The 21,953-nt window shown below is 73.3% G+C and carries 20 protein-coding genes; 11 read left to right on the forward strand and 9 right to left on the reverse strand.

The features are described from left to right. Positions 1 to 16 precede the first annotated feature (16 nt). A complete protein-coding gene (locus tag AB0M18_RS25670) occupies positions 17 to 883 on the forward strand; it encodes a PPK2 family polyphosphate kinase (protein WP_365761867.1) in 867 nt (288 codons plus the stop codon). Here AB0M18_RS25670 and AB0M18_RS25675 read toward each other — a convergent pair. After that, positions 869 to 2,338 (reverse strand): helix-turn-helix domain-containing protein, encoded by a 1,470-nt coding sequence (locus tag AB0M18_RS25675; RefSeq protein ID WP_365761869.1) that lies wholly within the window; start codon positions 2,336 to 2,338, stop codon positions 869 to 871. The two genes, AB0M18_RS25670 and AB0M18_RS25675, sit on opposite strands and share 15 nt — an antisense overlap. Before the next feature lie 85 nt (positions 2,339 to 2,423). Here AB0M18_RS25675 and AB0M18_RS25680 point away from each other — a divergent pair, with 85 nt between their 5' ends. Both AB0M18_RS25680 and AB0M18_RS25685 read left to right on the forward strand, forming a co-directional pair. Further along, positions 2,424 to 2,621 (forward strand): hypothetical protein, encoded by a 198-nt coding sequence (locus AB0M18_RS25680; protein ID WP_365761871.1) that lies wholly within the window; start codon positions 2,424 to 2,426, stop codon positions 2,619 to 2,621. A gap of 27 nt (positions 2,622 to 2,648) precedes the next feature. Continuing rightward, positions 2,649 to 3,548, forward strand: a complete 900-nt coding sequence (locus AB0M18_RS25685) for a polysaccharide deacetylase family protein (protein WP_365761873.1) — start codon at positions 2,649 to 2,651, stop codon at positions 3,546 to 3,548. A 43-nt stretch (positions 3,549 to 3,591) separates the two neighbouring features. On the opposite strand, the gene AB0M18_RS25690 is transcribed toward AB0M18_RS25685, so the two are convergent. The 4 genes from AB0M18_RS25690 to AB0M18_RS25705 form a co-directional block, all read right to left on the reverse strand. Continuing rightward, positions 3,592 to 4,686 carry an acyltransferase family protein gene (locus AB0M18_RS25690; protein ID WP_365761875.1) on the reverse strand — a complete coding sequence of 365 codons (1,095 nt, stop codon included), beginning with the start codon at positions 4,684 to 4,686 and terminating at the stop codon, positions 3,592 to 3,594. A 91-nt stretch (positions 4,687 to 4,777) separates the two neighbouring features. After that, positions 4,778 to 5,428, reverse strand: coding sequence for an ABC transporter (locus AB0M18_RS25695; RefSeq protein WP_365761877.1), 651 nt, complete (start codon positions 5,426 to 5,428; stop codon positions 4,778 to 4,780). Continuing rightward, entirely contained in the window at positions 5,425 to 6,243 is an 819-nt protein-coding gene (locus AB0M18_RS25700; RefSeq protein ID WP_365761879.1) for an ABC transporter ATP-binding protein, read from the reverse strand. Before AB0M18_RS25700 ends, AB0M18_RS25695 begins: the two co-directional genes overlap by 4 nt. A 185-nt stretch (positions 6,244 to 6,428) precedes the next feature. After that, positions 6,429 to 7,103, reverse strand: a complete 675-nt coding sequence (locus tag AB0M18_RS25705) for an AIM24 family protein (RefSeq protein WP_365761881.1) — start codon at positions 7,101 to 7,103, stop codon at positions 6,429 to 6,431. A 72-nt stretch (positions 7,104 to 7,175) separates the two neighbouring features. On the opposite strand from AB0M18_RS25705, the gene AB0M18_RS25710 reads away from it, so the two are divergent. From AB0M18_RS25710 to AB0M18_RS25725, 4 genes are all read left to right on the forward strand, one after another. Continuing rightward, positions 7,176 to 7,868, forward strand: coding sequence for a peptidyl-tRNA hydrolase (locus tag AB0M18_RS25710; RefSeq protein WP_365761883.1), 693 nt, complete (start codon positions 7,176 to 7,178; stop codon positions 7,866 to 7,868). An 86-nt stretch (positions 7,869 to 7,954) separates the two neighbouring features. Further along, on the forward strand, positions 7,955 to 9,337 hold the full coding sequence (locus AB0M18_RS25715) for a DUF692 domain-containing protein (protein ID WP_365761885.1): 1,383 nt from the start codon (positions 7,955 to 7,957) through the stop codon (positions 9,335 to 9,337). Beyond that, complete coding sequence (locus AB0M18_RS25720; RefSeq protein WP_365761887.1) at positions 9,334 to 10,353, forward strand: TIGR04222 domain-containing membrane protein; 1,020 nt, start codon at positions 9,334 to 9,336, stop codon at positions 10,351 to 10,353. The genes AB0M18_RS25715 and AB0M18_RS25720 overlap by 4 nt, the downstream gene beginning before the upstream one ends. 156 nt (positions 10,354 to 10,509) lie before the next feature. Further along, positions 10,510 to 12,195 carry an alpha/beta hydrolase gene (locus AB0M18_RS25725; protein WP_365761889.1) on the forward strand — a complete coding sequence of 562 codons (1,686 nt, stop codon included), beginning with the start codon at positions 10,510 to 10,512 and terminating at the stop codon, positions 12,193 to 12,195. Between the two features lie 49 nt (positions 12,196 to 12,244). Here AB0M18_RS25725 and hemQ read toward each other — a convergent pair whose 3' ends face one another. Together hemQ and hemG are read right to left on the reverse strand one after the other, a co-directional pair. Further along, positions 12,245 to 12,958, reverse strand: a complete 714-nt coding sequence (gene hemQ / locus AB0M18_RS25730; protein WP_365761891.1) for a hydrogen peroxide-dependent heme synthase — start codon at positions 12,956 to 12,958, stop codon at positions 12,245 to 12,247. 17 nt (positions 12,959 to 12,975) lie between these two features. Beyond that, positions 12,976 to 14,454: a protoporphyrinogen oxidase gene (hemG, locus tag AB0M18_RS25735; RefSeq protein WP_365762040.1), complete on the reverse strand. Its 1,479-nt coding sequence runs from the start codon at positions 14,452 to 14,454 to the stop codon at positions 12,976 to 12,978. A gap of 143 nt (positions 14,455 to 14,597) precedes the next feature. Between hemG and AB0M18_RS25740 the strand changes: the two genes are divergently transcribed. Then, positions 14,598 to 15,971 (forward strand): FAD-dependent oxidoreductase, encoded by a 1,374-nt coding sequence (locus AB0M18_RS25740; protein ID WP_365761893.1) that lies wholly within the window; start codon positions 14,598 to 14,600, stop codon positions 15,969 to 15,971. A gap of 235 nt (positions 15,972 to 16,206) precedes the next feature. Here AB0M18_RS25740 and hemE read toward each other — a convergent pair whose 3' ends face one another. Next, positions 16,207 to 17,283, reverse strand: coding sequence for a uroporphyrinogen decarboxylase (gene hemE / locus AB0M18_RS25745; protein ID WP_365761895.1), 1,077 nt, complete (start codon positions 17,281 to 17,283; stop codon positions 16,207 to 16,209). Between the two features lie 91 nt (positions 17,284 to 17,374). On the opposite strand from hemE, the gene AB0M18_RS25750 reads away from it, so the two are divergent. From AB0M18_RS25750 to AB0M18_RS25760, 3 genes are all read left to right on the forward strand, one after another. Next, a complete protein-coding gene (locus AB0M18_RS25750) occupies positions 17,375 to 18,091 on the forward strand; it encodes a DUF3000 domain-containing protein (RefSeq protein WP_365761897.1) in 717 nt (238 codons plus the stop codon). A gap of 319 nt (positions 18,092 to 18,410) precedes the next feature. Further along, entirely contained in the window at positions 18,411 to 19,076 is a 666-nt protein-coding gene (locus tag AB0M18_RS25755) for a response regulator transcription factor (RefSeq protein ID WP_017242457.1), read from the forward strand. A gap of 110 nt (positions 19,077 to 19,186) precedes the next feature. Then, on the forward strand, positions 19,187 to 20,467 hold the full coding sequence (locus AB0M18_RS25760; protein WP_365761899.1) for a ribonuclease D: 1,281 nt from the start codon (positions 19,187 to 19,189) through the stop codon (positions 20,465 to 20,467). Positions 20,468 to 20,525: 58 nt separating this feature from the next. On the opposite strand, the gene AB0M18_RS25765 is transcribed toward AB0M18_RS25760, so the two are convergent. Then, on the reverse strand, positions 20,526 to 21,569 hold the full coding sequence (locus tag AB0M18_RS25765) for an alpha/beta fold hydrolase (RefSeq protein WP_365762042.1): 1,044 nt from the start codon (positions 21,567 to 21,569) through the stop codon (positions 20,526 to 20,528). Positions 21,570 to 21,953: the final 384 nt, after the last annotated feature.

A 21,953-nucleotide genomic window follows, 5' to 3' on the forward strand; every position in this document is an offset into this window, starting at 1 on the left:
TCGAAAGGGCGGGCGGATGGCGAAGAAGAAGGACGACCGGGGGAAGCAGTCCCTGCGGGAGCTGCTCAGGCTCCCGGTCGGGAAGCGCGTCGACCTCGCCTCGTACGACGCGGGCGCGACCCCGCTCGGCCCGGACGGCAAGCAGGCCGGTCTCGCGGCCACCGCCGAGCTGGGTCCGCGCCTGGCCGGCCTGCAGGAACGGCTGTACGCGGCGAGCACGGCGGGCGACCGGCGCCGGCTGCTGCTGATCCTCCAGGGCATGGACACCAGCGGCAAGGGCGGCACGGTCAAGCACGTCATCGGCAACTTCAACCCCTCGGGCTGCCGTATCCACGCCTTCAAGGCCCCGACGGAGGAGGAGCGCGGGCACCCCTTCCTCTGGCGGGTCACGAAGGCGCTCCCCCGGGTCGGCCAGGTCGGCATCTTCGACCGCTCCCATTACGAGGACGTCCTCATCGCCCGGGTCCGCGAGCTGGCCCCGGCGGCCGAGATCGAGGACCGGTACGGCGCGATCGCCGGTTTCGAGAAGTCACTCGCCGACGACGGCGTCACCGTCGTCAAGGTCTTCCTGCACATCTCGTACGAGGAGCAGCGCGCCCGGCTCCTGGAGCGCCTGGACAACCCCGAGAAGTACTGGAAGTTCAACCCGGGCGACATCGCGGAGCGGGCACTGTGGCCGGCGTACCAGGAGGCGTACGAGATCGCCCTGGAGCGTTGCGCGACCGACCGGACGCCGTGGTACCTGGTCCCCGCCGACCACAAGTGGTACCGCAACTGGGCGATCAGCCGACTGCTCCTGGAGCACCTGGAGGAGCTGGATCCGCGGTATCCGGAGGCGGACTTCGACGTGGCGGAGTGCCGGGCGAGGCTAGTCGCCTCGTGAGGCGCGGAGGGTGGTGTAGCGGCGGAGGAGAGGGGGGTCGTCGGCCAGGGCCCGACCGAACCGGTCCACCTTCCCGTCGACGTCCTCGATCTCTTCGAGATCGAGCCCGGCCATGAGGCCGAAGAGGATGTCGATCGCCTCGTCTCCGGGTTCGGTCTCCGCGAGCTCCCGCACGAGCACGTGCACGCGCACCCACTGCCGCCCGCCGTCTGTCGCGGGCAGGAGGGAGCGATACTCGTCGGCGACCGCCTCGGCCACATCGGCTCGCCCCGCCCGGGCGAGCCCGAGCATGACCTGGAAGGGGAACAACCGTCTCACCGGGTGAACACCCTGCCTGGCCATCACTTGCGCCGTGGAGCCGAGACGCGCCGGTGACCGCTCCTGCGCGAGCGCCGCGGCCGTCAGGGCGACTTCCCGGCCCGGGTCGTCCGTCCGCTGCATCATCCGGGCCAGCATCGCGTCGGCCTGGGAGTCGGCCAGGACCAGCCGGAAATCCTTCAGCCCCTCGTAGAAGACGGCGGCGTTGCGCTCGGTGACGCGCGTGGAGAGCGCGGTGGCCCAGGCCTCCGGCACGGCGAACCCCCGGGCACGCTCGGCCTCGGGCGCGAACCGGAGCAGGTCCTCCTCCGGCCGCAGCCGCCCGATGTCGGAGACGAACTGTGCGGCGGCGGTTTCCCGGCGGAGGCCCTCCAGCCACTCCAGCAGCTCCCCCGCCTCCTCCAGCGGCCGCGCCCACGCCGCCTCGGTCAGTTCCCGCCCCGCCTCCGCGAACTCCTCCGCCTCCCACAGCGCCTCCAGCTGCCCCTGGAAGGCCTCCAGCGGGAGCAGACCCGCACCGCCGCCCTCCGGGTACCGCCGCGACAGCTCGTTCTCCAGGCGCAGGACCTGCTGCCGGAGCTCCTCGCCACGGCGTTCCGCGTCCCGGCGCAGGCCCTCCGCGTCGGCGAGGTCCTGGCGGAGGGCGGCGATCTCGGCGCCCCAGTCGAGGCGCAGGCGGTCGAGTTCGTCGGTGGCGGCGCGGGCCTCCGCCTCCTTCTTCTCCAGGAGGGCGTGGAGGGCCTCGACGTTGCGGTCGGCGCGTTCGGCATCGCGCCGGGAGCGGGCCAGCTCGCCGCGGAGCTGCTCCAGACGGAACTCGTCCGGGTCGGTGACGCTCAGCGCCTTCAGGCGCAGCGCCTGGATCGCCTCCTTGGCCTCCAGTTTGAGAGGCGTACCCACGTGGGTCTCCACCTCGGTGACCAGCCGCTCGATGAACTGGGGATCGGCGAGCCGCTTGCCGCCGAGGAAGCGGGAGACGACCGACTTGTGGAGGTGGACGCGGTAGGCGTACTGGGTCTGCGTGATGCCGAGCCGGTTGAACAGCTCCTTCAACACGTTGCCGAGCTCCGCGACCTCGGGCACGACCCCGCGCTCGATCTCGGACGAGTTGCCCTGTGTACGGGCGACTTCGGTCATGTGGCACACTCCCCCCGGGTGTTGACTCCGAAGCGGCAACGGTTGCGGCTTCCGCAACGTTCCGTGCCCTCCCCAGCCTGGCCGCATGCGAACTCTCCGCTGGGCCCAGCGCGCCCTCATCGTCCTCGTGTCCACCCTCCCCCTGCTCCTCGTGACGCTCGCCTTCCTGCCGGCGCTGCTCGTCCTCCCCTTCCGCGCCGACCGCGCGGCGCACGCCCAGGCGATGGTGCGTGAGCTCACCGCGTGGACTCGGGCGCTGCTGCTGTCGAGCCGCGAACGATAGGAGCATCTGATCGGATATTTTCCAGTGATGACCACTTCCGTACGAAGACTGTCGGCACTTGCCCTGTTGGGTGCCGTACTCGTCGGCTGCGGCGGGGGCGCGGCCGACACCTCGGCGCCGGCGAAACCGGCCGCATCGACGAAGCCGTCCGTGCCGGCCAAGCCGGCCGCCGCCGGGTCCGGGGCGCCCTCCGCCTCGGGCGCTCCGGCCCCGCCCGTCCGCAAGGCCCCGCCGACACTCGCCCCGGCGGCCGGCGGGCTCGCCGCCGTCTACACCCACCGCGCCAGGAGCCCGGAGAAGGTCGTCGCGCTCACCTTCGACGCCGACATGACGGCAGACCAGGGCCCGCGCGCGGCGCGCGGCGAGCGCTTCGACAACCCGCAGCTCATCGCCACGCTCCGCCGCCTGAAGGTGGACGCGACCGTCTTCATGACGGGCCGCTGGGCCGAGGAGTACCCGGAGCAGGCGAAGTCCATCGGCAACGACCCGCGGTTCGAGATCGCCAACCACTCCTACAGCCACTACGCCTTCGCCGAGCCCTGCTACGGCCTGCCGACCGTCGCCCGCCCCGACATGGCCGCCGACGTCCAGCGCGCCTTCGACGCCTTCCGCGACGCCGGCGCCACCAACGTCGTCCCGTACTTCCGCTTCCCCGGCGGCTGCTACGACGACACCGCCCGCCGCGCCCTCGCCCCGACCGGCGTCACGGCGATCCAGTGGGACGTGGTCAGCGGCGACGCCTTCGCCAAGGACCCCGACGCGGTCGCCGACCAGGTCCTCGACGGCGTCAGGCCCGGCTCCCTGGTCGTCATGCACTGCACCCGCAGCGCCGCCCCGGTCACCGAGCAGGCCATCCGCCGCATCGTCCCGGAGCTGCGGGCGAAGGGCTACCGCTTCGTGAAGGTCTCGGAGCTGATGAGCCGGTAGTACCGGCTACCGCGGAACGGGGAGCGAAAGGCGAGGGACTCCGTCAGCTCGGTCCGTGCACGCGCGCGCTTTCGGATCGAGCAGGGGCGTCCGGACGGAAGAGCCAGTTCAGACGTGGTTCGACCAGCGGGCGCATCAGTGCCCGGACCGGGCGGGTGCACAGGAGCAGAGCGAGGGCGAGCGCGAGGGCGGTGAGTGCCAGCTGACCCGGGAGGCCCTGGAGGGCGTCGCGCTCATAGAGGCCGGTCGCAACCATGGCCTGGCGAATGAAGGCATGCAGCAGAAAAGCGCACATCGTGCCGGCGCCGAGAGACGTGTACCAGGTGCGGCGACTCGGGACGAGGACAAGGAACGCGGCGGTCAGGACGAGTCCGACCACGTGGATGACCAGGGCTTCGGCGACCCAGTGCCCGTAGGAGACATGGAGGTCCGGGGCTCCGGCACTGCGGTAGAGCCATACCGCGTTGAAATCGGGTGCGACCACGAATGCCGCCCCACCGACCGTGAGAAAGGAGATGACCGCCGCCGCCTTGATCCATCGCGCCTCGCGCAGCCGGGCGAGATGCCGGGGATCCATCACGAGGCCGATCACGAAACAGGGCAGGAATTGCAGAACACGGGTGATGGACAGTTGGGCCCCGAGCGAGAAGGCACCCGCGGCGAGGAAGAGGGCGGTCGCGGTCGTCACGGGGGCCCGCAGGTTCCGCCACAGCGGGGTGGAGAGCCGCCACAGGAAGAGAGCGATCAGGAACCAGGTCACCCAGACCGGGGTGAGCGGCTTGATCGTCACGGATTCATCGGTGACGAATCCATTGAAAAGAGCGAGGAGGGTTCCCCATAGAACGAAGGGGACGAGAACCCCGCTCACGAGACGACGTATCTGGCGTGGCTGCGCCGTGAAACCGCGCGAGAAGAAGCCCGAAACGAGGATGAAGGCGGGCATGTGGAAGGTGTACACCAACAGATACAGCGCCTTGATGTGCCGCTGTTCGGGCTGTCCGATCAACGGCTCCCAGAAATGACCGCACACCACCAGGACGACCGCCAGTAGTTTCGCGTTGTCGAAATACGCCGTGCGCCCGGCAGGCGAGGAGTCTGAGGCGCCGGAACTCAAGGCCGACGGCGCGTTCTGGGACACGGTGCTTCCTCTGCGGGCTGACTCTTCTGGGGGTTCTGCAAGCGGGACGACGGGATGAACGCCGATCGTAGCCCGGCCGCTCCCGTCGTCCTCACTCGCGCCAGGCCGTGGCCCGGCAGGCCAGGGCGACGGCCGCCGCCGCGAGGGCCGGGGCGGTGGCCGCGGCGAGCCAGGGGAACGGGGGCTCGGTGGTGCGGGCGGCGTTGACCAGGGCGGAGACGGCGCCCGCGGCCGGGGAGCCGGGGGTGACCAGGGCCAGCAGGGAGCCGAGCAGCAGGGTCGTGAGGGACCAGCCGCGGGACGGGACCAGGGGGCGGGTGGTGAGCGTGCCGACGGCGGCGCCCGTCAGGACGCAGACGCCCATGGCGAGCAGACCCGAGGCGGCGGCCACCGGCGGGCGGACGCCCCGGGGGTCGGCGATCACGGTCAGGGCGAGGACCGCGACCGCGCCCACCAGGAGGACCGCGCCGGTCGCCGTGAGGACCGCCGCGAGGTGGGCGCGGGCACGGCCGGAGGCCGCCGCGACGACCGTACGGGCGGCGGGCGGCTCCTGGTCGAGGCAGATCCGGACCGCCCAGGCCGCGACCGGGACCAGGCCGGCCACCGCGTAGCCGAGGGCCCCGAGCACCGGCTCGCCCGCCTGGACGCCGACGCCCACGAAGGCCGCGTACAGGAGGAAGGGCGCCAGCCAGCGCTGGGAGCGCAGGAGCAGGGCGGCCTGATAGCGGAGCAGCGCGCTCATTCCCGTACCCCTTCCAGAGCTTCTTCGACCACCCCTGCGATGTGCCAGCCGGCGTCCAGCAGCGAACGCAGCGCCTCGTCCGAGCGGTCGGCCTCGACGGTGACCGTCAGCCGGCCGGCCTCCCACCGCGCACCCGCCGGGAGTTCCGTGCCACCGGACGCGGTGATACGGATCCGGGGTCCGGGCTCCGGCTGCGGCGCGGGCTCCACCGGGTGGACCCGGCCCGCCGTCACCGCGTACGCCGCGTCCGCCTCGCCCGCGAGGCGCCGCGGGTCGTGGTCGACGAAGACCACCCGGCCGCCCGCCGCGACCCGCTCGCGCACCGCGCGGTCGAGTTCGGCGCGGGCGCCGGTGTCGAGGCCGGTCCAGGCCTCGTCGAGGACGAGGAGGCCCGGTTCGGCGAGGAGGGCCTGGGCGACGGCCACCTTCTGGCTGGTGCCCTTGGAGAGTTCGGCGAGCGGGGTGTTCCGGTAGCCGTCCGCGCCGAAGCGCTCCAGCCACTCCCCCGCCCGGGCGCGGGCGGTCCGCCCGTCCAGGCCCTGGATGCGGCCGAGGTGGACGAGGTAGCCGGCCGCGGTGAGCGGGAGGGCGGCGGGGAAGCGCTCGGGGACGTACGCGGTACGGGCCGGGCGGCCGGTGATCCGGCCCTCGCCGGGCGCGTCGATGCCCGCGACGAGCCGCAGCAGGGTCGACTTGCCGCTGCCGTTGCCGCCGCTGACGCGGACCAGGGTGCCCGCGGGCAGGACGAACCCGACCCCGCGCAGCACCCAGGGCCCGCGCGGCCCGTACCGCCGTCCGACGCCTTCGAACCTCATGCCGTGAATCCTAGGGGGGTGTCTTGTCGATCAGGCCGGGTCAGCGAGCGGCGTCTGGTGCCGTGGATCGCAAGGCGGAGGAGGGAGTCAACGCGGAGCGTTGCCGACCGACGACAACGCGGCGAGGCGCGGTGACAGGCGTCGGGAGCCCGGCATGATCGGCGAGACACCCCCTAGGACCCGGGTCAGTTGGACACCTTCTGCGGAACGGCCTCGCTCGGGCGGACGATGACGAAGCCCTGACCGTCCAGGCGGAGCTGGACCGCCTCGCCCGAGCCGCCGCGGATCATCGAGCCGAAGGACTGCGAGCGGTGCAGCGAGGTCTGCAGGTCGGCGCTCCAGCCGACGACGGCGTCGGTGTCGACGAAGACGGGAGCCTGCGGGGTGACCGGTATGACGATCGGGTTGCCCTCGCACATCAGGGCGAGCTTGCCGTAGCCGGTGAAGACGCTGTTGAACAGGCCGCCGCCGGTCATGCCGGCGCCCTTCACCGTCTTGATCTCGTAGTGCAGTGTGGCGTCGAAGCACAGCACGTTGCGGCCGTTGACGGTGAGCGCGTCGCCCTGCTCGACCTCGACGATGAAGCAGTTCTGCGCCTCGTGCGCGAACCACGCCTCGCCCTGGCCGCGCACGGCCATCAACGCCAGGCCCTCGCCGGTCACGGCCCGCTTGAGCAGCCCGCCGAGGCCCTGGCTCTTGTGCTCGAACTGCAGGTTCCCCCGGAAGGCGACCATGGAGCCCTGCCGGGCGTGCATCTCCCCGTTGACGGTGTACTTGACCGACTTGGCGTTCTGGAGGGTCATCCCCGGTATCGGCGCCGCCTCGGCGAGGTGTTCCTTGTTGAAAAGATCGCTCTTCATGGCAGGCATCCTGTCCCGGAACGTCCCGTTCCCACAAGGAACACCTCCCGTGCGCGGTGGCAGACTTGCCGGGTGAGCAGCAACGACCCCCGTGACGAGAAGCCGCAGTTCGTCCTCCCCCTCGTGGTGCGCATCGAGCGCGCCGCGCCCCCGGCCCGTACCGACGCCCTGGAGACCTCGGCCCGCGCGGTCCTGGAGATCCTGGCCGACGAGCGCTCGCAGGGCGAGGGCGAGTGGGCGAGGGCCATCGAGGACTGGCAGGACGCCCGGATCCGCAAGGTGGTGCGCCGGGCGCGCGGCGCGGAGTGGCGCCGCGCGGAGGCGCTGCCGGGCCTGACGGTGACGGGTGCTCAGGGCACGGAGGTACGGGTCTTCCCGCCGGTCCCGCTGGACGGCTGGCCCAAGGACCTGGCCCGCCTCCAGGTCTCGGGCACCGACCTGGAGGACCCGGCCGCGCCCGGCCCCGCTCCGGCGGACGTGCCCGTGCTGTGGCTCAACCCCGAGCTCGACATGTCGGCCGGCAAGACGATGGCCCAGACCGGCCACGGCGCCCAGCTCCTCTGGTGGCGCCTCTCCGGCGCCGACCGCAAGGCCTGGCGCGCCGCCGGCTTCCCCCTCGCGGTCCGCACCGCCGCCCCGTCCCGCTGGCCGCTCCTCACGTCGGGCGACCTCCCGGTGGTCCAGGACGCGGGCTTCACGGAGATCGCACCGGGCTCGTGCACGGTCGTCTCGGAGTACCCGGCGCTGGGAATCCGGGCGAGCTGAACCTCAAATCAAGCTCTGAAGGTTCCCCGCTGCGGATTCGAACGACGGCTTCCGGGCCATCACCCCTGGGACCGAAGGAGGGGGACATGGGGGACGTGAAGAAGCTCGGGGTCGGGATCGGGTGGCGGCCGGAGATCGCGGAGGCGGTCGAGGCGCTGGCCGGGGTCGACTGGGTCGAGGTCGTCGCCGAGAACATCTGCGCCGACCACCTGCCCGACTCCCTGGCGCGGCTGCGGGCGCGGGGGACGACCGTCGTGCCGCACGGGGTGTCGCTGGGGCTCGGCGGGGCGGACCGGCCCGACGCGGGGCGGCTCGACGCGCTCGCGCGGAAGGCGGAGGCGCTGGGGGCGCCGCTGGTGACGGAGCACATCGCGTTCGTACGGGCCGGGGGGCCGCTGACCGCGAGCCCGCTCCTGGAGGCCGGGCACCTGCTGCCGGTGCCGCGCACCTGGGACGCGCTGGACGTGCTCTGCGAGAACGTGCGGATCGCGCAGGACGTGCTGCCGGTGCCGCTGGCCCTGGAGAACATCGCCGCCCTGGTCGCCTGGCCGGGCGAGGAGCTGACGGAGGGGCAGTTCCTGGCGGAGCTGGTGGAGCGCACGGGGGTGCGGCTGCTCATCGACGTGGCCAACCTCCACACCAACCGGGTGAACCGGGGCGAGGACCCGGCCGAGGCCCTGTCGGCGCTGCCGGTCGAGGCCCTCGCGTACGTGCACGTGGCCGGCGGCCTGGAACGTGACGGGGTCTGGCACGACACCCACGCGCACCCGGTGCCCCCGGCGGTGCTCGACGTGCTCGCCGACCTGTCCTCGCGGATCGCCCCGCCGGGCGTGCTCCTGGAGCGGGACGACAACTTCCCGGCGCCGGAGGAGCTGGCCGCCGAACTCACCGCGATCCGTACGACCGTGACCGTGGCGGCCGTCCGGCCCCGGCCGCTGCTGATCGGGGCGGGCGCCCGGGCCTCGGGCGGCGCGATGCCGCTCGGGCCCGTACACCCGTCGGCGCCCGTGCCCCCTCCCCGTACGGCCGACCCGGCGGCGGCCCGGCAGCGCGTCGGCCTCGCCGAGGCCGCGCTGCTGTCCGCGCTCGTCGCCGGGACGCCCGCGCCGGAGGGCTTCGACGTGAAGCGGCTCGGCGTGCAGAGCCGGGCGCTCGCGGCCAAGCGAGCGGACGTGGTCGCGAAGGTGGCGCCCGAACTGCCGGACATCCTCGGCGAGGAGTACCGGCCCGCCTTCCTCGCGTACGCCAGGAAGCGGCCCATGACCGACGGCTACCGGCACGACGCCCTCGACTTCGTCGAGACGCTGCTCGTCGCCGGCCGCCCCGAGGACGACGCGGCGCGCACCCGCCTCACCGCCTGGTGGAAGGAACGGGCGGGCATCCGGCCGCCCGGCCCGGCGGCCCGCCTCGGGCATCGCATCCGTACCGCACTCGGAAAGACCGCACTGGGAAGGGGTGAGCGCCGGTGAACACCGTGGCCTTCCTCTACTACCTGTTCCTCGGCCCCCTGGCCGCCGTCCTCGTCGTCAAGCTGCGCCGGATCCGGCGCACACCGCCCGGCGGTGTCACGGTCCACGACCGCTACGAGACGGCGTTCCTCAACGGCGGCCCGGCCCGGGTCGCCGACACCGCGATCACCGCCCTGCACGCGGACGGGCGGCTCGTGGTCGGCGGCCCCGGCATCGTGCAGGTGCTGCGGCCGACCGCGTACGACCCGGTCGAGCGGGCCGTGCTCCAGGAGCTGTCCACGGCCTTCACGGCGGCGCTCGGCCCGCTGCGGTTCGCCGTGATGCGGCACCCGGCGGTGCAGGAGATCGGCGACGCGCTGGCCGCGCGCGGGCTGATCATGGAGCCGAGGGCACGCCGTTCGGCAGGCGTGTGGGGTGCCTCCGTGGGCATGCTCGGCGCCATGGCGACGCTGTTCGCCCTGATGTTCTCGCTTGTCGACCTCGTCGGCTTCGGGCCGCCGCGGGTGCCGCTCGTCCTGAAGGTGCTTCCGGTGCTCGCCGTCACGCTGACCGCGGCCGTGATGTGCGCGGTCGCGGCGAAGCGGCGGGTCACCCCGGCGGGGCGGGCGGCGGTCGACGCGTTCGCGCGCTCGCAGGCCGTCGTGGACCCGGCCCTGCTCGTGGCCCTGCAGGGCCTGCCGGGGCTGCCCGACCCCGTCCTGCGCGACCAGCTGGCCACCACGGCCCGCACCTACCGTCCGACGCCCCCGGTCCGCCGCTCCTCCACGCACCACCACGCGTCCACTCACTCGTCCTCGTCCGACGCCGCCCTGATCCCCGTGATGTGGTGCGCGGCGGCGGCCGGCGGGGCGGGCGGCGGCTGCGGGGGCGGCGGAAGCTCGTGCTCCGGCGGCAGCTCCTGCTCCGGGGGCGGCGGCGTCAGCGGCTGCTCCTCGTCCAGCGGCAGCTCGTGCTCGTCCTCGTCGGGCAGTTCCTGCTCCTCCAGCAGCGGTTCGAGCTGCGGTTCCAGCTCGTAGAGCGGTCAGAGCGGTCAGACCGGTTTCCGGTGGCGGGCCGTTCCGGACGGCCTTTCGGGTACATGACACCCGACACCGGCCGTAGATCCTTTACTTGTGCGGTGCGCTGGGGTCCGCTGAAACCCCTCCCCCCACGGCCACAAGAAGGGGACGCGCATGAAGTCCGCCGCGCTGCTGCTGTCCGCTCTCCTCGCTCCCACCGCCGTCTCCCCCGCCGTCGCCGTCCCCCGCACCGACGCCCCGCCCTCCGAGAGCCGGGGTGTCACCGTCGCCGCCCGGGCCGCGGCGGCCGAGGGGATCGCCTTCGGGCCCTGCCCGGCGGTGGAGAAGCTGCCGGCGCCGGTGGAGTGCGGCACCGTGCGGGTGCCGCTGGACTACGCGCGTCCCGACGGGACCCGGATCCCGCTCACCGTCAGCCGGGTGAAGGCCTCCGGGCCGGCGGCCGAGCGGCAGGGCGCCCTGGTCTACAACCCGGGCGGGCCGGGGGCCTCCTCGACGTACTTCCCGATGGCCGCCGGGCTCCCGGCCTGGCAGCGGATCTCCGCCGCGTACGACCTGGTCGGCTACGCCCCGCGCGGGGTGGGCCGGTCGGCGCCGGTGTCCTGCCAGGACCCGGCCGACCGTACGAAGGGGCCGACGCTCGCGCCGACGGTGCCGTCGGAGGTGTTCAAGCAGGAGCGGATCGCGCGTGCCCGGACGTACGCGCAGGGCTGTGCCCGGCGTACCGGCACGGCGCTGCGCCACTACCACTCGCTGAACAACGCCCGTGATCTGGAGGTGCTGCGGGCGGCGCTCGGCGAGCGGCGGCTGACGTACATGGGCGCGTCCTACGGCACGTACTTCGGGGCGCTGTACGCGACGCTGTTCCCGCACCGGGTGCGGCGGATGGTGTTCGACGCGCCCGTGAACCCGGCGCCGCAGCAGATCTGGTACGTGAACAACCTCGACCAGTCGGCGGCCTTCGAGCGCCGCTGGACGGACTTCCGTACCTGGGCGGCGAAGCACGACGCGGTGTACGGGCTCGGCGCGACGGCCGCCGAGGTGGCGCGGAACTACGAGAAGGTGCGGGCCGAGCTGGCGGCGGCGCCGGCGGGCGGGAAGGTCGGGCCCGGCCAGCTGCATTCGGCGATGCTTCAGGCGTTGTACGACGACCGGTTCTGGTCCGCGCGGGCGGGCGCCCTCGGCGCGTATCTGAAGGGCGATCCGAAGGCGCTGGTCGCGCAGGCGGGTCCGGCCGATCCGCCGCCCGGCCGCGCCGAGGGCGCGGAGATCGCCGATCCGGGGAACGCTGGGGCCGTCTACACGGCGGTGGAGTGCAACGACGCGCCGTGGCCGGAGGACTTCGCGCTCTGGGACCGGGACAACACGCGGCTCGCACGGCAGGCGCCGTTCGAGACCTGGGACAACGTATGGGCGAACCTGCCCTGCGCGTACTGGGAGACGTCGCGGCAGAAGCCGCTCGACGTGCGGACCGGGCCCGGGGTGCTGCCGCCGGTGCTGATCCTGGCGGCGGAGCGGGACGCGGCGGCGCCGTACGAGGGGGCCCTGGAGCTGCAGCGCAGGCTGGGCGGCGCGGCGCTCGTGACCGAGCGGAACGCCGGGTCGCACGGCATCGGGGGCGGCCCGAACGCCTGCGTGAACGGCCATCTGGAGCGCTATCTGCTCACCGGGGCCGTGCCGGATGCGACGAGGGCCGCCGGAGAAGGGACGCCGGTGCGGCGCGCGTCATGCGCGCCGCACCCGGAGCCGGACCCGGTGTCGCTGGAGCGGCAGGCGAGGCTTCGCCCGCCGTCTGATCTTCCGGGTCAAGGGATCACCGCCCGGCTGGGCGCCGGGCGGTGACCGGGTCGGGAGGGCCTTGATCCGCCGGACAGGCCCTGGTCGGGGGCCGTCAGGCCAGGCCCGCCACCAGGTCGGCGACGCTCTTGCGGCGGCCGGTGTAGAACGGGATCTCCTCGCGGACGTGCATCCGCGCCTCGGAGCCGCGCAGGTGACGCATGAGGTCGACGATGCGGTGCAGCTCGTCGGCCTCGAAGGCGAGGATCCACTCGTAGTCGCCGAGCGAGAACGAGGCGACCGTGTTGGCGCGCACGTCCGGGAAGCCGCGGGCCATCTTGCCGTGGTCGGCGAGCATCCGGCGGCGGTCCTCGTCGGGCAGCAGGTACCAGTCGTACGAGCGCACGAAGGGGTAGACCGAGACGTAGTCGCGGGGGGTCTCGTCGGCCAGGAAGGCCGGGATGTGCGACTTGTTGAACTCGGCGGGGCGGTGCAGCGCCATGTTCGACCAGACCGGCTCCAGAGCGCGGCCCAGCCTGGTGCGGCGGAAGAGGTTGTACGCCTCCTGGAGCTCGTCGCTCGTCTCGGCGTGCCACCAGATCATCACGTCGGCGTCGGCGCGCAGACCGGACAGGTCGTACGTGCCGCGGATCGTGATGTCCTTGGCGGCGAGCTGGTCGAACAGCTCCTGGACCTCGTCGGCGTAGCCGCTCCGGTCCTCGGGCAGAACGTCGCGCAGCTTGAACACAGACCACAGGGTGTAGCGGATGACCTCGTTGAGGTCCTTCGCCTTCTTACCGGCGTTCGGGATCTTTTCGGGCGCACTCATACGCCTATTCTCGCCCGTCACGATGCGTGCCCCGCACCAGGGTGGGTGGTTTTCGACGTGGCGATGATCTCGTCGGCCGCGCGCTCGGCGGAGGCGACGCAGGCGGGGATGCCGACGCCCTCGTAGACGGCGCCCGCGAGGGCGAGTCCGGGCAGTCCCGCGACGGCGGCGCGGATCCGCTCGACCCGGGCGAGGTGGCCGACCGGGTACTGCGGCAGGCCGCCGAGCCAGCGGGTCACGGTGGTGGCGACGGGCTTGGCGGCGAGGCCGGTGGCGGCGGCCAGGTCCTTGAGGGAGACGTCGACGAGGTCGGCGTCCTCGCGGTGCACCTGCTCCTCCTCGCCGTACCGGCCCACGGAGGTGCGCAGCACGAAGAGGTCGGGGGCGCCCTCGCTCACCCAGCGCCACTTCTGGCTGGCGAAGGTGGAGGCCTTGATGGTGTGGCCGTCGACGGGCGGCACCAGGAAGCCGGAGCCGGGGAGCGCGGGCAGGTCGGCGCGCCGGAAGGCGAGGGTGACCAGGGCCATGGAGGCGTACTCGACGGCGGCCAGTTCGGTGGCGGCGGCGGGGGCGTGGGCGCCGAGGAGTGCGGCGGTGGGCCCGGCGGGGGTGGCGAGGACGACGGCGTCGGCGGTGTACGTACGGTCCGGGGTCACGACCTGCCAGCCGGTTTCGCCCGTGCGGTGGAGCGCGGTCACGGGGGCGCCGGTCAGGATCTCGCCGCCGGCGGCGCGGATCACGTCGGCGACGGCGAGCGGCAGGGTGCCGACGCCGCCCTCGATGCCGGCGAAGGCGGCTCCGCCGAGGCCGGACCCGCCGATCCCGGTGCCCGCGCCCGCCGCGTCGCTCGGGGTGGCCGCGCCGGCCCGCTGCACGGCGCGCACGGCCTCGCCGAGGGTGGCGTGCTCGCGGGCGGCGGCGAAGAGCGCGGGGACGGCGGCCTTCATGGAGATGCGGTACGCGTCGCCCGCGTACACGCCGCCGAGGAGGGGTTCGACGAGCCGGTCGACGACCTCGTGGCCCATGCGCTCGGCGACGTACGCGCCGATGGCGATGTCCTCGCCGATCTCGGTGGGCGGGAGTTCGCGGTCGCGGCCGATCCGTTCGATCGCCTCGGCGGAGAGCAGCCCCTCGACGGCGCGGCCGTCGGCGGGGACGCCCATGACGTGCCCCTTCGGCATGGGCACGAGCGCGCCGCGGGACCAGACGGAGGCGGTGGTGGTGGCGGGGGCCTGGACGCGGCCGGCCAGGCCGACCCGCTCGGCGAGCGCGACGGCCTCGGGGCGGCGGGCGAGCAGGGACTCGGCGCCGAGGTCCACGGGGGCGCCGGCGATCTGTCCGGCCAGCAGCTTTCCGCCGATCCGGTCGCCGCCCTCCAGGAGGGTCACCCGGGCTCCCGCGGTGACGAGTCGGTGCGCCGCGGCGAGACCGGAGATGCCGCCGCCCACGACGACGACCTCGGGACCGCCCGCGACCTGCTGCGCGTTCGCGTTCATGGGGCTCATGCTCCTCGCTCCTGGGGACCGTGCTCAGGGGGCCGTGCTCAGGGGACCACTCTCTCAAATCGCCCGGGCCGCCCCGTTCCGGACCCTGGCCGAAGGGCCCCGGCCGAACGGGCCCTTCGTCGTAGCGTGTTCGTATGAGCGAACGACTGGTGGTCATCGGCGGCGACGCGGCGGGCATGTCGGCCGCCTCGCAGGCGCGCAGGCTCAAGGGGCCGGAGGAACTGGAGATCGTCGCCTTCGAGCGCGGGCACTTCAGCTCGTACTCGGCCTGCGGCATCCCGTACTGGGTCGGCGGTGACGTTCCCGTACGGGACAGGCTGATCGCCCGCAGCCCGGAGGAGCACCGGGCCCGGGACATCGACCTGCGCACCCGGACCGAGGTGGTCGAGATCGACGTCGCCGGTCAGCGGGTGCGCGCCCGGGACCTGGAGTCGGGCGCGGAGGAGTGGACCGGCTTCGACAAGCTGGTGATCGCGACCGGGGCGCGGCCGCTGCGCCCGCCGCTGCCGGGCATCGACGCGCCGGGCGTGCACGGGGTGCAGACCCTGGACGACGGGGAGGCGCTGCTGGCCTCGCTGGCCCGGGCGAAGGGCCGGCGGGCGGTGGTGGTCGGCGCCGGGTACATCGGCGTGGAGATGGCGGAGGCTCTGCTCGGCCACGGCTTCGAGGTGACGGTCCTGAACCGGGGCGAGCAGCCGATGGCCACCCTGGACCCGGACATGGGGCGCCTGGTGCACGAGGCGATGGACGGCCTGGGCATCACCACGGTCGGCTCGTCGCCGGTGACGAAGGTCCTGACCGGCGCGGACGGCCGGGTGCGGGCGGTGGCGACGGACTCGGGCGAGTACCCGGCGGACGTGGTGGTCCTCGGTACGGGTGTGGTGCCGGAGACGACGCTCGCCCGGGCGGCGGGGCTGCCCCTCGGGGTGTACGGCGGGCTGCTCACCGACCTCGCGATGCGGGTGCGCGGCCACGAGAACATCTGGGCCGGCGGCGACTGCGTGGAGGTGCTCGACCTGGTGTCGGGCCGCGAGCGGCACATCGCGCTCGGCACGCACGCCAACAAGCACGGTCAGGTGATCGGTTCGAACGTGGGCGGCGGCTACGCGACCTTCCCGGGCGTGGTGGGCACGGCGGTGTCGAAGGTGTGCGACCTGGAGATCGCCCGGACCGGGCTGCGCGAGAAGGACGCCCACGAGGTGGGGCTGCGCTATGTGACGGTCACGGTGGAGTCGACGAGCCGCGCGGGCTACTACCCGGGGGCGGCGCTGATGACGGTGAAGATGCTCGCGGAGCGGCGTACGGGCCGGCTGCTCGGGGTGCAGATCGTGGGCCGCGAGGGCGCGGCGAAGCGGGTGGACATCGCGGCGGTGGCGCTGACGGCCGGGATGACGGTGGAGCAGATGACGGCGCTGGACCTGGGCTACGCGCCGCCGTTCTCGCCGGTGTGGGACCCGGTCCTGGTGGCGGCGCGGAAGGCGGTGGCGGCCGTACGGGCGGCGGGGTGAGCCTGTGTGACCGCCGTGGAGCCGTCGGAGCGACGGGGCGACCCGGGCGGAGCAGTCACATGTGGTGACGAATTGCGGCAGTCACCTCACCGTGGGTGACTGATCCCATGACTCGCACGATCAGATCCGCGCCGCGCGCGCCCGGCACCGCCCCTCACCTCATACCCCTGCCCGCCCCGACCGCCGGAGGCATCCCCGGCGGTCGGGGCGCCTCCGGTTCGCGCCCGGACGGCGGTCAGACGGCCGTCCGGGTGTGGACGTAGTCGACCAGGCGGGTCAGCGCGTCCGGGTCGGTCGTCGGCAGCACCCCGTGACCGAGGTTGAAGACGTGCCCCTCCAGGCCCTTCGCGGCGGCCAGGACCTCGTCCGTCTTGGCCTCCACGGCCTCCCGGGTCGAGAACAGCACGGCCGGGTCGAGGTTGCCCTGGAGCGCCTTGCCCGGCCCGACCCGGCGGGCGGCCTCGTCGAGCGGGACCCGCCAGTCGACGCCCACGACGTCGGCGCCCGCCTCGCCCATGAGGCCGAGCAGCTCGCCCGTACCGACACCGAAGTGGATGCGCGGCACCCCGTACGAGGCGACCGCGTCGAAGACCTTGGTGGAGGCGGGCATGACCGAGCGGCGGTAGTCGGCCGGGGCGAGGGCGCCGACCCAGGAGTCGAAGAGCTGGACGGCGGAGGCGCCGGCCTCGATCTGCACCTTGAGGAAGGCCGAGGTGATCTCGGCGAGGCGGTCGAGCAGATCGGCCCACAGCTGCGGGTCGCCGTACATGAGCGCCTTGGTGTGCTCGTGATTGCGCGACGGACCGCCCTCGACGAGGTAGCTCGCGAGGGTGAACGGGGCGCCCGCGAAGCCGATCAGCGGGGTGGGGCCGAGCTCGGCGGTGAGCATGCCGATGGCCTCGGTGACGTAGTGCACGTCCTCCGGGGTGAGGTCGCGCAGCCGGGCCAGGTCGGCGCGGGTGCGGATGGGCTCGGCGACGACCGGGCCGACGCCGGGCTTGATGTCGAGGTCGACGCCGATGGCCTTGAGGGGGACGACGATGTCGCTGAAGTAGATGGCGGCGTCGACCTTGTGGCGGCGCACCGGCTGCAGGGTGATCTCGGTGACCAGCTCGGGCAGCATGCAGGACTCGAGCATCGGGACGCCCTCGCGGACCTTGAGGTACTCGGGCAGCGAACGGCCGGCCTGGCGCATGAACCACACCGGCGTGTGCGGCACGGCCTCCCGCCGGCACGCCTTGAGGAAGGCGGAGTCGTACGTCTGCGGCTGGTGCTTCGTCTGCTGCCCCTCGGGGCCGTGGTTGGCGCTCACGCCCAGAATCTTCGCATGTGGCGAGAAGCCGCTCGCCCGGCCCGGGTGTCCCTCCCCGCACGCGGGCTCCGTTCCGCCTACTCTTCCCCGCATGGCTGCGGCTCAGGGACATTTTTCCGATCATTCCGACGGCATCAGAGGGACGAGGAAGACGGCGGGCGACAGGGTGAATCCCACGGAGACGAACCCCGTGCCGCCCGCGTTCCGGCGGGCGGTCGAGGGGCTGCGCGCGGCCCGGCTGCGGCCGGAGATCGAGGTCGACCCGACCCGCCCGCCGCAGCGGCTCGCCCCGCACGCGTACGCCCTGGAGGCGACGGTCGTGGCGGGCGAGGAGGACCTGGCGGACGGGCGGCTCGTGCTGCTGCACGACCCGGCCGGGCACGACGCCTGGAAGGGCGCCTTCCGGCTGGTGACGCTGGTACGGGCGGAGCTGGAGCCGGAGATGGCGGCGGACCCGCTGCTCCCGGAGGTGTGCTGGTCCTGGCTGACGGGGGCGCTCGACGCGCGCGGGCTCTCGTACGGGGAGGCGAGCGGGACCGTCACCATGGCGGGCTCCCACTACTTCGGGGGACTCGCGGAGCGCCGTCCGGCGACGCAGATCGAGATCCGGGCGTCGTGGTCGCCGCAGGAGGGTCCGGCGGGGGTGCCGGACACCGGGGCGCATCTGGCGGCCTGGTGCGATCTGCTGTGCCAGGTCGCGGGGCTGCCGCCGGCCCCGGCCGACCCGGGGGCGGGGCCGGGCGCGGGGACGACCTCGGGGGCGGGTGTGGTGTCGCTGCCGCAGCGGCGGGGGCCGCAGCAGGCGTAGCGGGCGGGCGGCCCTGGCGAGCAGGGGCGTTTTTCGGACATATTCGGTCGGGCCGCGGGCGGCTCCGGGCCCGGGAGGGCTCGAAAGCGTCCGGAAGGGCCCGCCAACCGTCCCCCGAAAGACTCACGCACGCGTGAGGCTCGTACGATGATCGATCACGCGTCCGAATTGCCCCAATTGTTACTCACCAAATCGTGATCTTTCCCTAAAGGCGGGCGGGCAAGGTGCCGAAGGAGTCAGTGACCCCTTCACAGCACGGGTTCGCCCCCCGGCTTCTTCCCCGAGCCGGCTCCGTCCCGCACCTTCCCCAGGAGGCCTGGTGTCCGTTCTCCTCGAGCAGCCCGCAAGCCTGGTCGCCTACCGCCCGAACAAGCCGACGGCCATGGTCGTCGTGGCCGACCCGCGCGTCCGCTCCACCGTCACCCGCCACCTGTGGGCGCTCGGGGTGCGCGACGTCATCGAGGCGTCGTCCATCGCGGAGGCCCGTCCCCGCGTCGGCAATCCGCGCGACATCTGCGTGGCCGACGTCCACCTGCCCGACGGCAGCGGTCTGACGCTGCTGTCCGAGACCCGCGCGGCGGGCTGGCCCAACGGCCTCGCCCTCTCCGCCGCCGACGACATCGGCGCCGTGCGCAACGCCCTGGCCGGCGGCGTCAAGGGATACGTCGTCACCGGCACCCGCACCAACATCGGGCACCCCACCCGCCCCGGTGCGGCCCCCATCGGCTCGGCGGCCGCCCGCCTCGGCCACCGCCGCCCCCCGGGTGCCCCGAGCCACCCGGGCGGCTACCGCGAGCTCTCCGGCCGCGAGGTCGAGGTCCTGCGCCTCGTCGCCGAGGGCCAGTCGAACAAGGCGATCGGCGTCTCCATGGGCCTCTCGGCCCTCACCGTGAAGAGCCACCTCGCCCGCATCGCCCGCAAGCTGGGCACCGGCGACCGCGCCGGAATGGTCGCCGTGGCGCTGCGCACGGGGATCATCCACTGAGTCGCGGGACCCGCTCCCCGGTGGGTCAGAACGGCTGACGCCCGGCGACGGAACGTTCCCTCTGAATGTTCCGTCGCTGGGCGCTTGCCATTCACGGATACCCTTGACAGGTGACCGACGCCCAAGACACCGCGAGTGACACCGCACTGCGAACCACCGGGGGCGCCCCCTCGGACGAGAACGTCCCTCCGCGTGGGCTGCCGATCCCGCTGCTCGAACCCCGCGAGGGCATCCCGCCCGTCGTGGCGACCGAGGACGCCCTGGCTCAGGTGGTCGCCGCCTTCGCGGCCGGCCGCGGACCCGTCGCCGTCGACGCCGAGCGCGCCTCCGGCTACCGCTACGGGCAGCGCGCCTATCTGGTCCAGCTGCGCCGGGAGGGCGCGGGGACCGCGCTGATCGACCCGGTCGGCTGCCCCGATCTGTCCGGCCTCGGCGAGGCCCTCGACGGCACCGAGTGGATCCTGCACGCCGCGACGCAGGACCTGCCGTGCCTGCGGGACATAGGCATGCTGCCGAGCCGGCTGTTCGACACCGAGCTGGCCGGGCGGCTCGCGGGCTTCCCGCGGGTCGGCCTGGGCGCGATGGTCGAGTCGGTGCTCGGTTTCGCCCTGGAGAAGGGCCACTCCGCGGTCGACTGGTCCACCCGCCCGCTCCCCGACCCGTGGCTGCGCTACGCGGCGCTCGACGTGGAGCTGCTCGTGGACCTGCGCGACGAGCTGGAGCAGGAGCTCGACCGGCAGGGCAAGCTGGAGTGGGCGCTGCAGGAGTTCGACGCGATCGCCTCGGCCCCGCCGGCGCCGCCGCGCAAGGACCCCTGGCGCCGCACCTCGGGCATGCACAAGGTGCGCCGGCGCCGTCAGATGGCGGTGGTACGGGAGCTGTGGACGACCCGCGACCGGATCGCCCAGCGGCGCGACGTCTCCCCCGGCAAGGTGCTGAGCGACACCGCGATCGTCGAGGCGGCCCTCGCGCTGCCGCCGAACGCGGGCGCGCTCTCCGCACTGCCCGGCTTCGGGCAGCGGATGGGCCGGCGTCAGCTGGAGCAGTGGCAGGCGGCGGTGGACCGGGCGAAGGCGCTGCCGGAGTCCGAGCTGCCGCAGCCGGGCCAGCAGGTGGCGGGCCCGCCGCCGCCGCGTGCCTGGGCGGACAAGGACCCGGCCGCCGCGGCCCGCCTCGCGGCGGCGCGCACCGCGGTGTCGGCGCTCGCGGAGGAGCTGAACCTGCCGCAGGAGAACCTGATCACCCCGGACACCGTGCGCCGGGTGTGCTGGGAGCCGCCGGTGGCGACCCCCGACTCGGTCGCGGCGGCCCTCACCGGCTACGGAGCCCGCGCCTGGCAGGTGGAGCTGGTGACGCCGCTGCTGGCGGCGGCCCTGTCCGCGAAGGCCTGAGCGCCGGCCGTACGCGGGGCGGAGCCCCCGGTGCCCACGCACCGGGGGCTCCGCCGTCCTACGCCGGGCTGAGGTCGCCGTTCGTGCTCATCTCGAAGACGCCCTGGGTCTTGCCGTCGACCTTGAGCTGCTTGAGCCAGTACTTCGAGAGGTTGTGCACGTTCTTGTGCTGCTGCTCCCAGATCACCGTGTGCCCCGCGCATTCCAGCTTGACCATGAGCTTGTGGGCGCCCGCGACGGCGTCGTAGAGCGCGGGGACGGAGAAGTTGAGTTCCGGGTTGGAGCTGGGCGGTGACGTGTTCACCGTGGCGTCGTGGTCCCCGTACACGATCAGCACGGGCACGCTTCCGCCGAGGACTCCGCCCTGCGCCGCGGTCGTCTTGTTCCAGCCCCACCGGACGAAGTTCCGAATCCGGTTGAGGCCCTCCGGCGGTCCCCACGTCCTGCCCACGGGCTCGTTCTCCATCATCGCGGCCCACGCCTTCTCGACGATGCCGAGTTCGCGCTGGCCGTCGCAGCCCAGTTCGTTGTTCCACCCCGACTCGAGACCCCATCTCGTGCCCAGGAACATCGGGAAGCCCGGCTGCGGAAGCTGGCTCGGCGGGTTCGACGTGCCGTTGGGCGGGAAGACCGGCGCCAGCAGGAACAGGCTCTCCACCGTGGTGGGGTTGTTCACCGCGTACGGCCCCATGGTGATCGCTCCGGCGGAGTAGGCGATGAACGCGACCGTGCTCACCTGCCGCTCTTTGCGGATGTACTCCACGACGGTGTGCAGCTCGTCCCGGTCGCTGTACGAGTTGTTCAGCTGGAACGCGTAGTTCGGCGGGCCCGGGACGAATCCCGCCGGTCTCGGCTTCAGAAGGCTCTGGTTGGCGGGGTTGGCGTTGCGTGGGTCGTCCATCATGGGACGCGGCGACCGTCCGGAGCCCTGGAGGTCCATCATGAAGACGTCGTAGCCGGCCTTGGCCAGGGACTCCCCCCAGCTGTAGGAGCCGTGCTGGAGATCGAAGGCCGCGAGCGCCGGAACGCTCCGGCCGTGCAGCATGAGAACGGCCTTGCGCTCCGGGAGATGCCCCAGGGGCGTGCCGTCGTACTCCCGCACGAAGAGCTTGACGAGCTCGTCCTGGTTCGCGGGGACGGTGGACTTGTGGGGGACCTCATGGTCCTTCGTGATGATCGCTGCCACGGGAATCCTTCCGTGTGATCGGTCCGGGGGCCTCACGCCCCGACGACGCCAGCCTCGGCACGATGCGTGCCCGTCGCCACGGCACGGCCGCCTTCCTGAGCCCTTCCGGTGGGGGAAACCTCCGATCGGACGGGCGCACGGAGGGGGCGCACGCAGGCGCTGAGGAGGTGTCGTGGGATGTGACCTTCGCCGCTTGGCCCTCAGGGGGTGGGCAGCCTGGTTACCCGCAAGTAGCATGGGGGGAGCAAGCGCGCGCTTAGGTGCGTGCCGGGCCGTGTGCCCGCGCAGCAGCAGTGCCAT

Origin of the sequence: Streptomyces sp. NPDC051909 (assembly GCF_040681095.1) — a bacterium.
GTDB lineage: Bacteria > Actinomycetota > Actinomycetes > Streptomycetales > Streptomycetaceae > Streptomyces.

Coding starts and splice junctions, on each gene's coding strand:
- AB0M18_RS25695 (WP_365761877.1), bottom strand. CDS start 5,428: ATGAGCGCGCTGCTCCGCTATCAGGCCGCCCTGCTCCTGCGCTCCCAG.
- AB0M18_RS25705 (WP_365761881.1), bottom strand. CDS start 7,103: ATGAAGAGCGATCTTTTCAACAAGGAACACCTCGCCGAGGCGGCGCCG.
- AB0M18_RS25740 (WP_365761893.1), top strand. CDS start 14,598: ATGAGCGAACGACTGGTGGTCATCGGCGGCGACGCGGCGGGCATGTCG.
- AB0M18_RS25675 (WP_365761869.1), bottom strand. CDS start 2,338: ATGACCGAAGTCGCCCGTACACAGGGCAACTCGTCCGAGATCGAGCGC.
- AB0M18_RS25750 (WP_365761897.1), top strand. CDS start 17,375: ATGGCTGCGGCTCAGGGACATTTTTCCGATCATTCCGACGGCATCAGA.
- AB0M18_RS25670 (WP_365761867.1), top strand. CDS start 17: ATGGCGAAGAAGAAGGACGACCGGGGGAAGCAGTCCCTGCGGGAGCTG.
- AB0M18_RS25725 (WP_365761889.1), top strand. CDS start 10,510: ATGAAGTCCGCCGCGCTGCTGCTGTCCGCTCTCCTCGCTCCCACCGCC.
- AB0M18_RS25685 (WP_365761873.1), top strand. CDS start 2,649: ATGACCACTTCCGTACGAAGACTGTCGGCACTTGCCCTGTTGGGTGCC.
- hemQ (WP_365761891.1), bottom strand. CDS start 12,958: ATGAGTGCGCCCGAAAAGATCCCGAACGCCGGTAAGAAGGCGAAGGAC.
- AB0M18_RS25680 (WP_365761871.1), top strand. CDS start 2,424: ATGCGAACTCTCCGCTGGGCCCAGCGCGCCCTCATCGTCCTCGTGTCC.
- AB0M18_RS25715 (WP_365761885.1), top strand. CDS start 7,955: ATGGGGGACGTGAAGAAGCTCGGGGTCGGGATCGGGTGGCGGCCGGAG.
- AB0M18_RS25700 (WP_365761879.1), bottom strand. CDS start 6,243: ATGAGGTTCGAAGGCGTCGGACGGCGGTACGGGCCGCGCGGGCCCTGG.
- hemG (WP_365762040.1), bottom strand. CDS start 14,454: ATGAACGCGAACGCGCAGCAGGTCGCGGGCGGTCCCGAGGTCGTCGTC.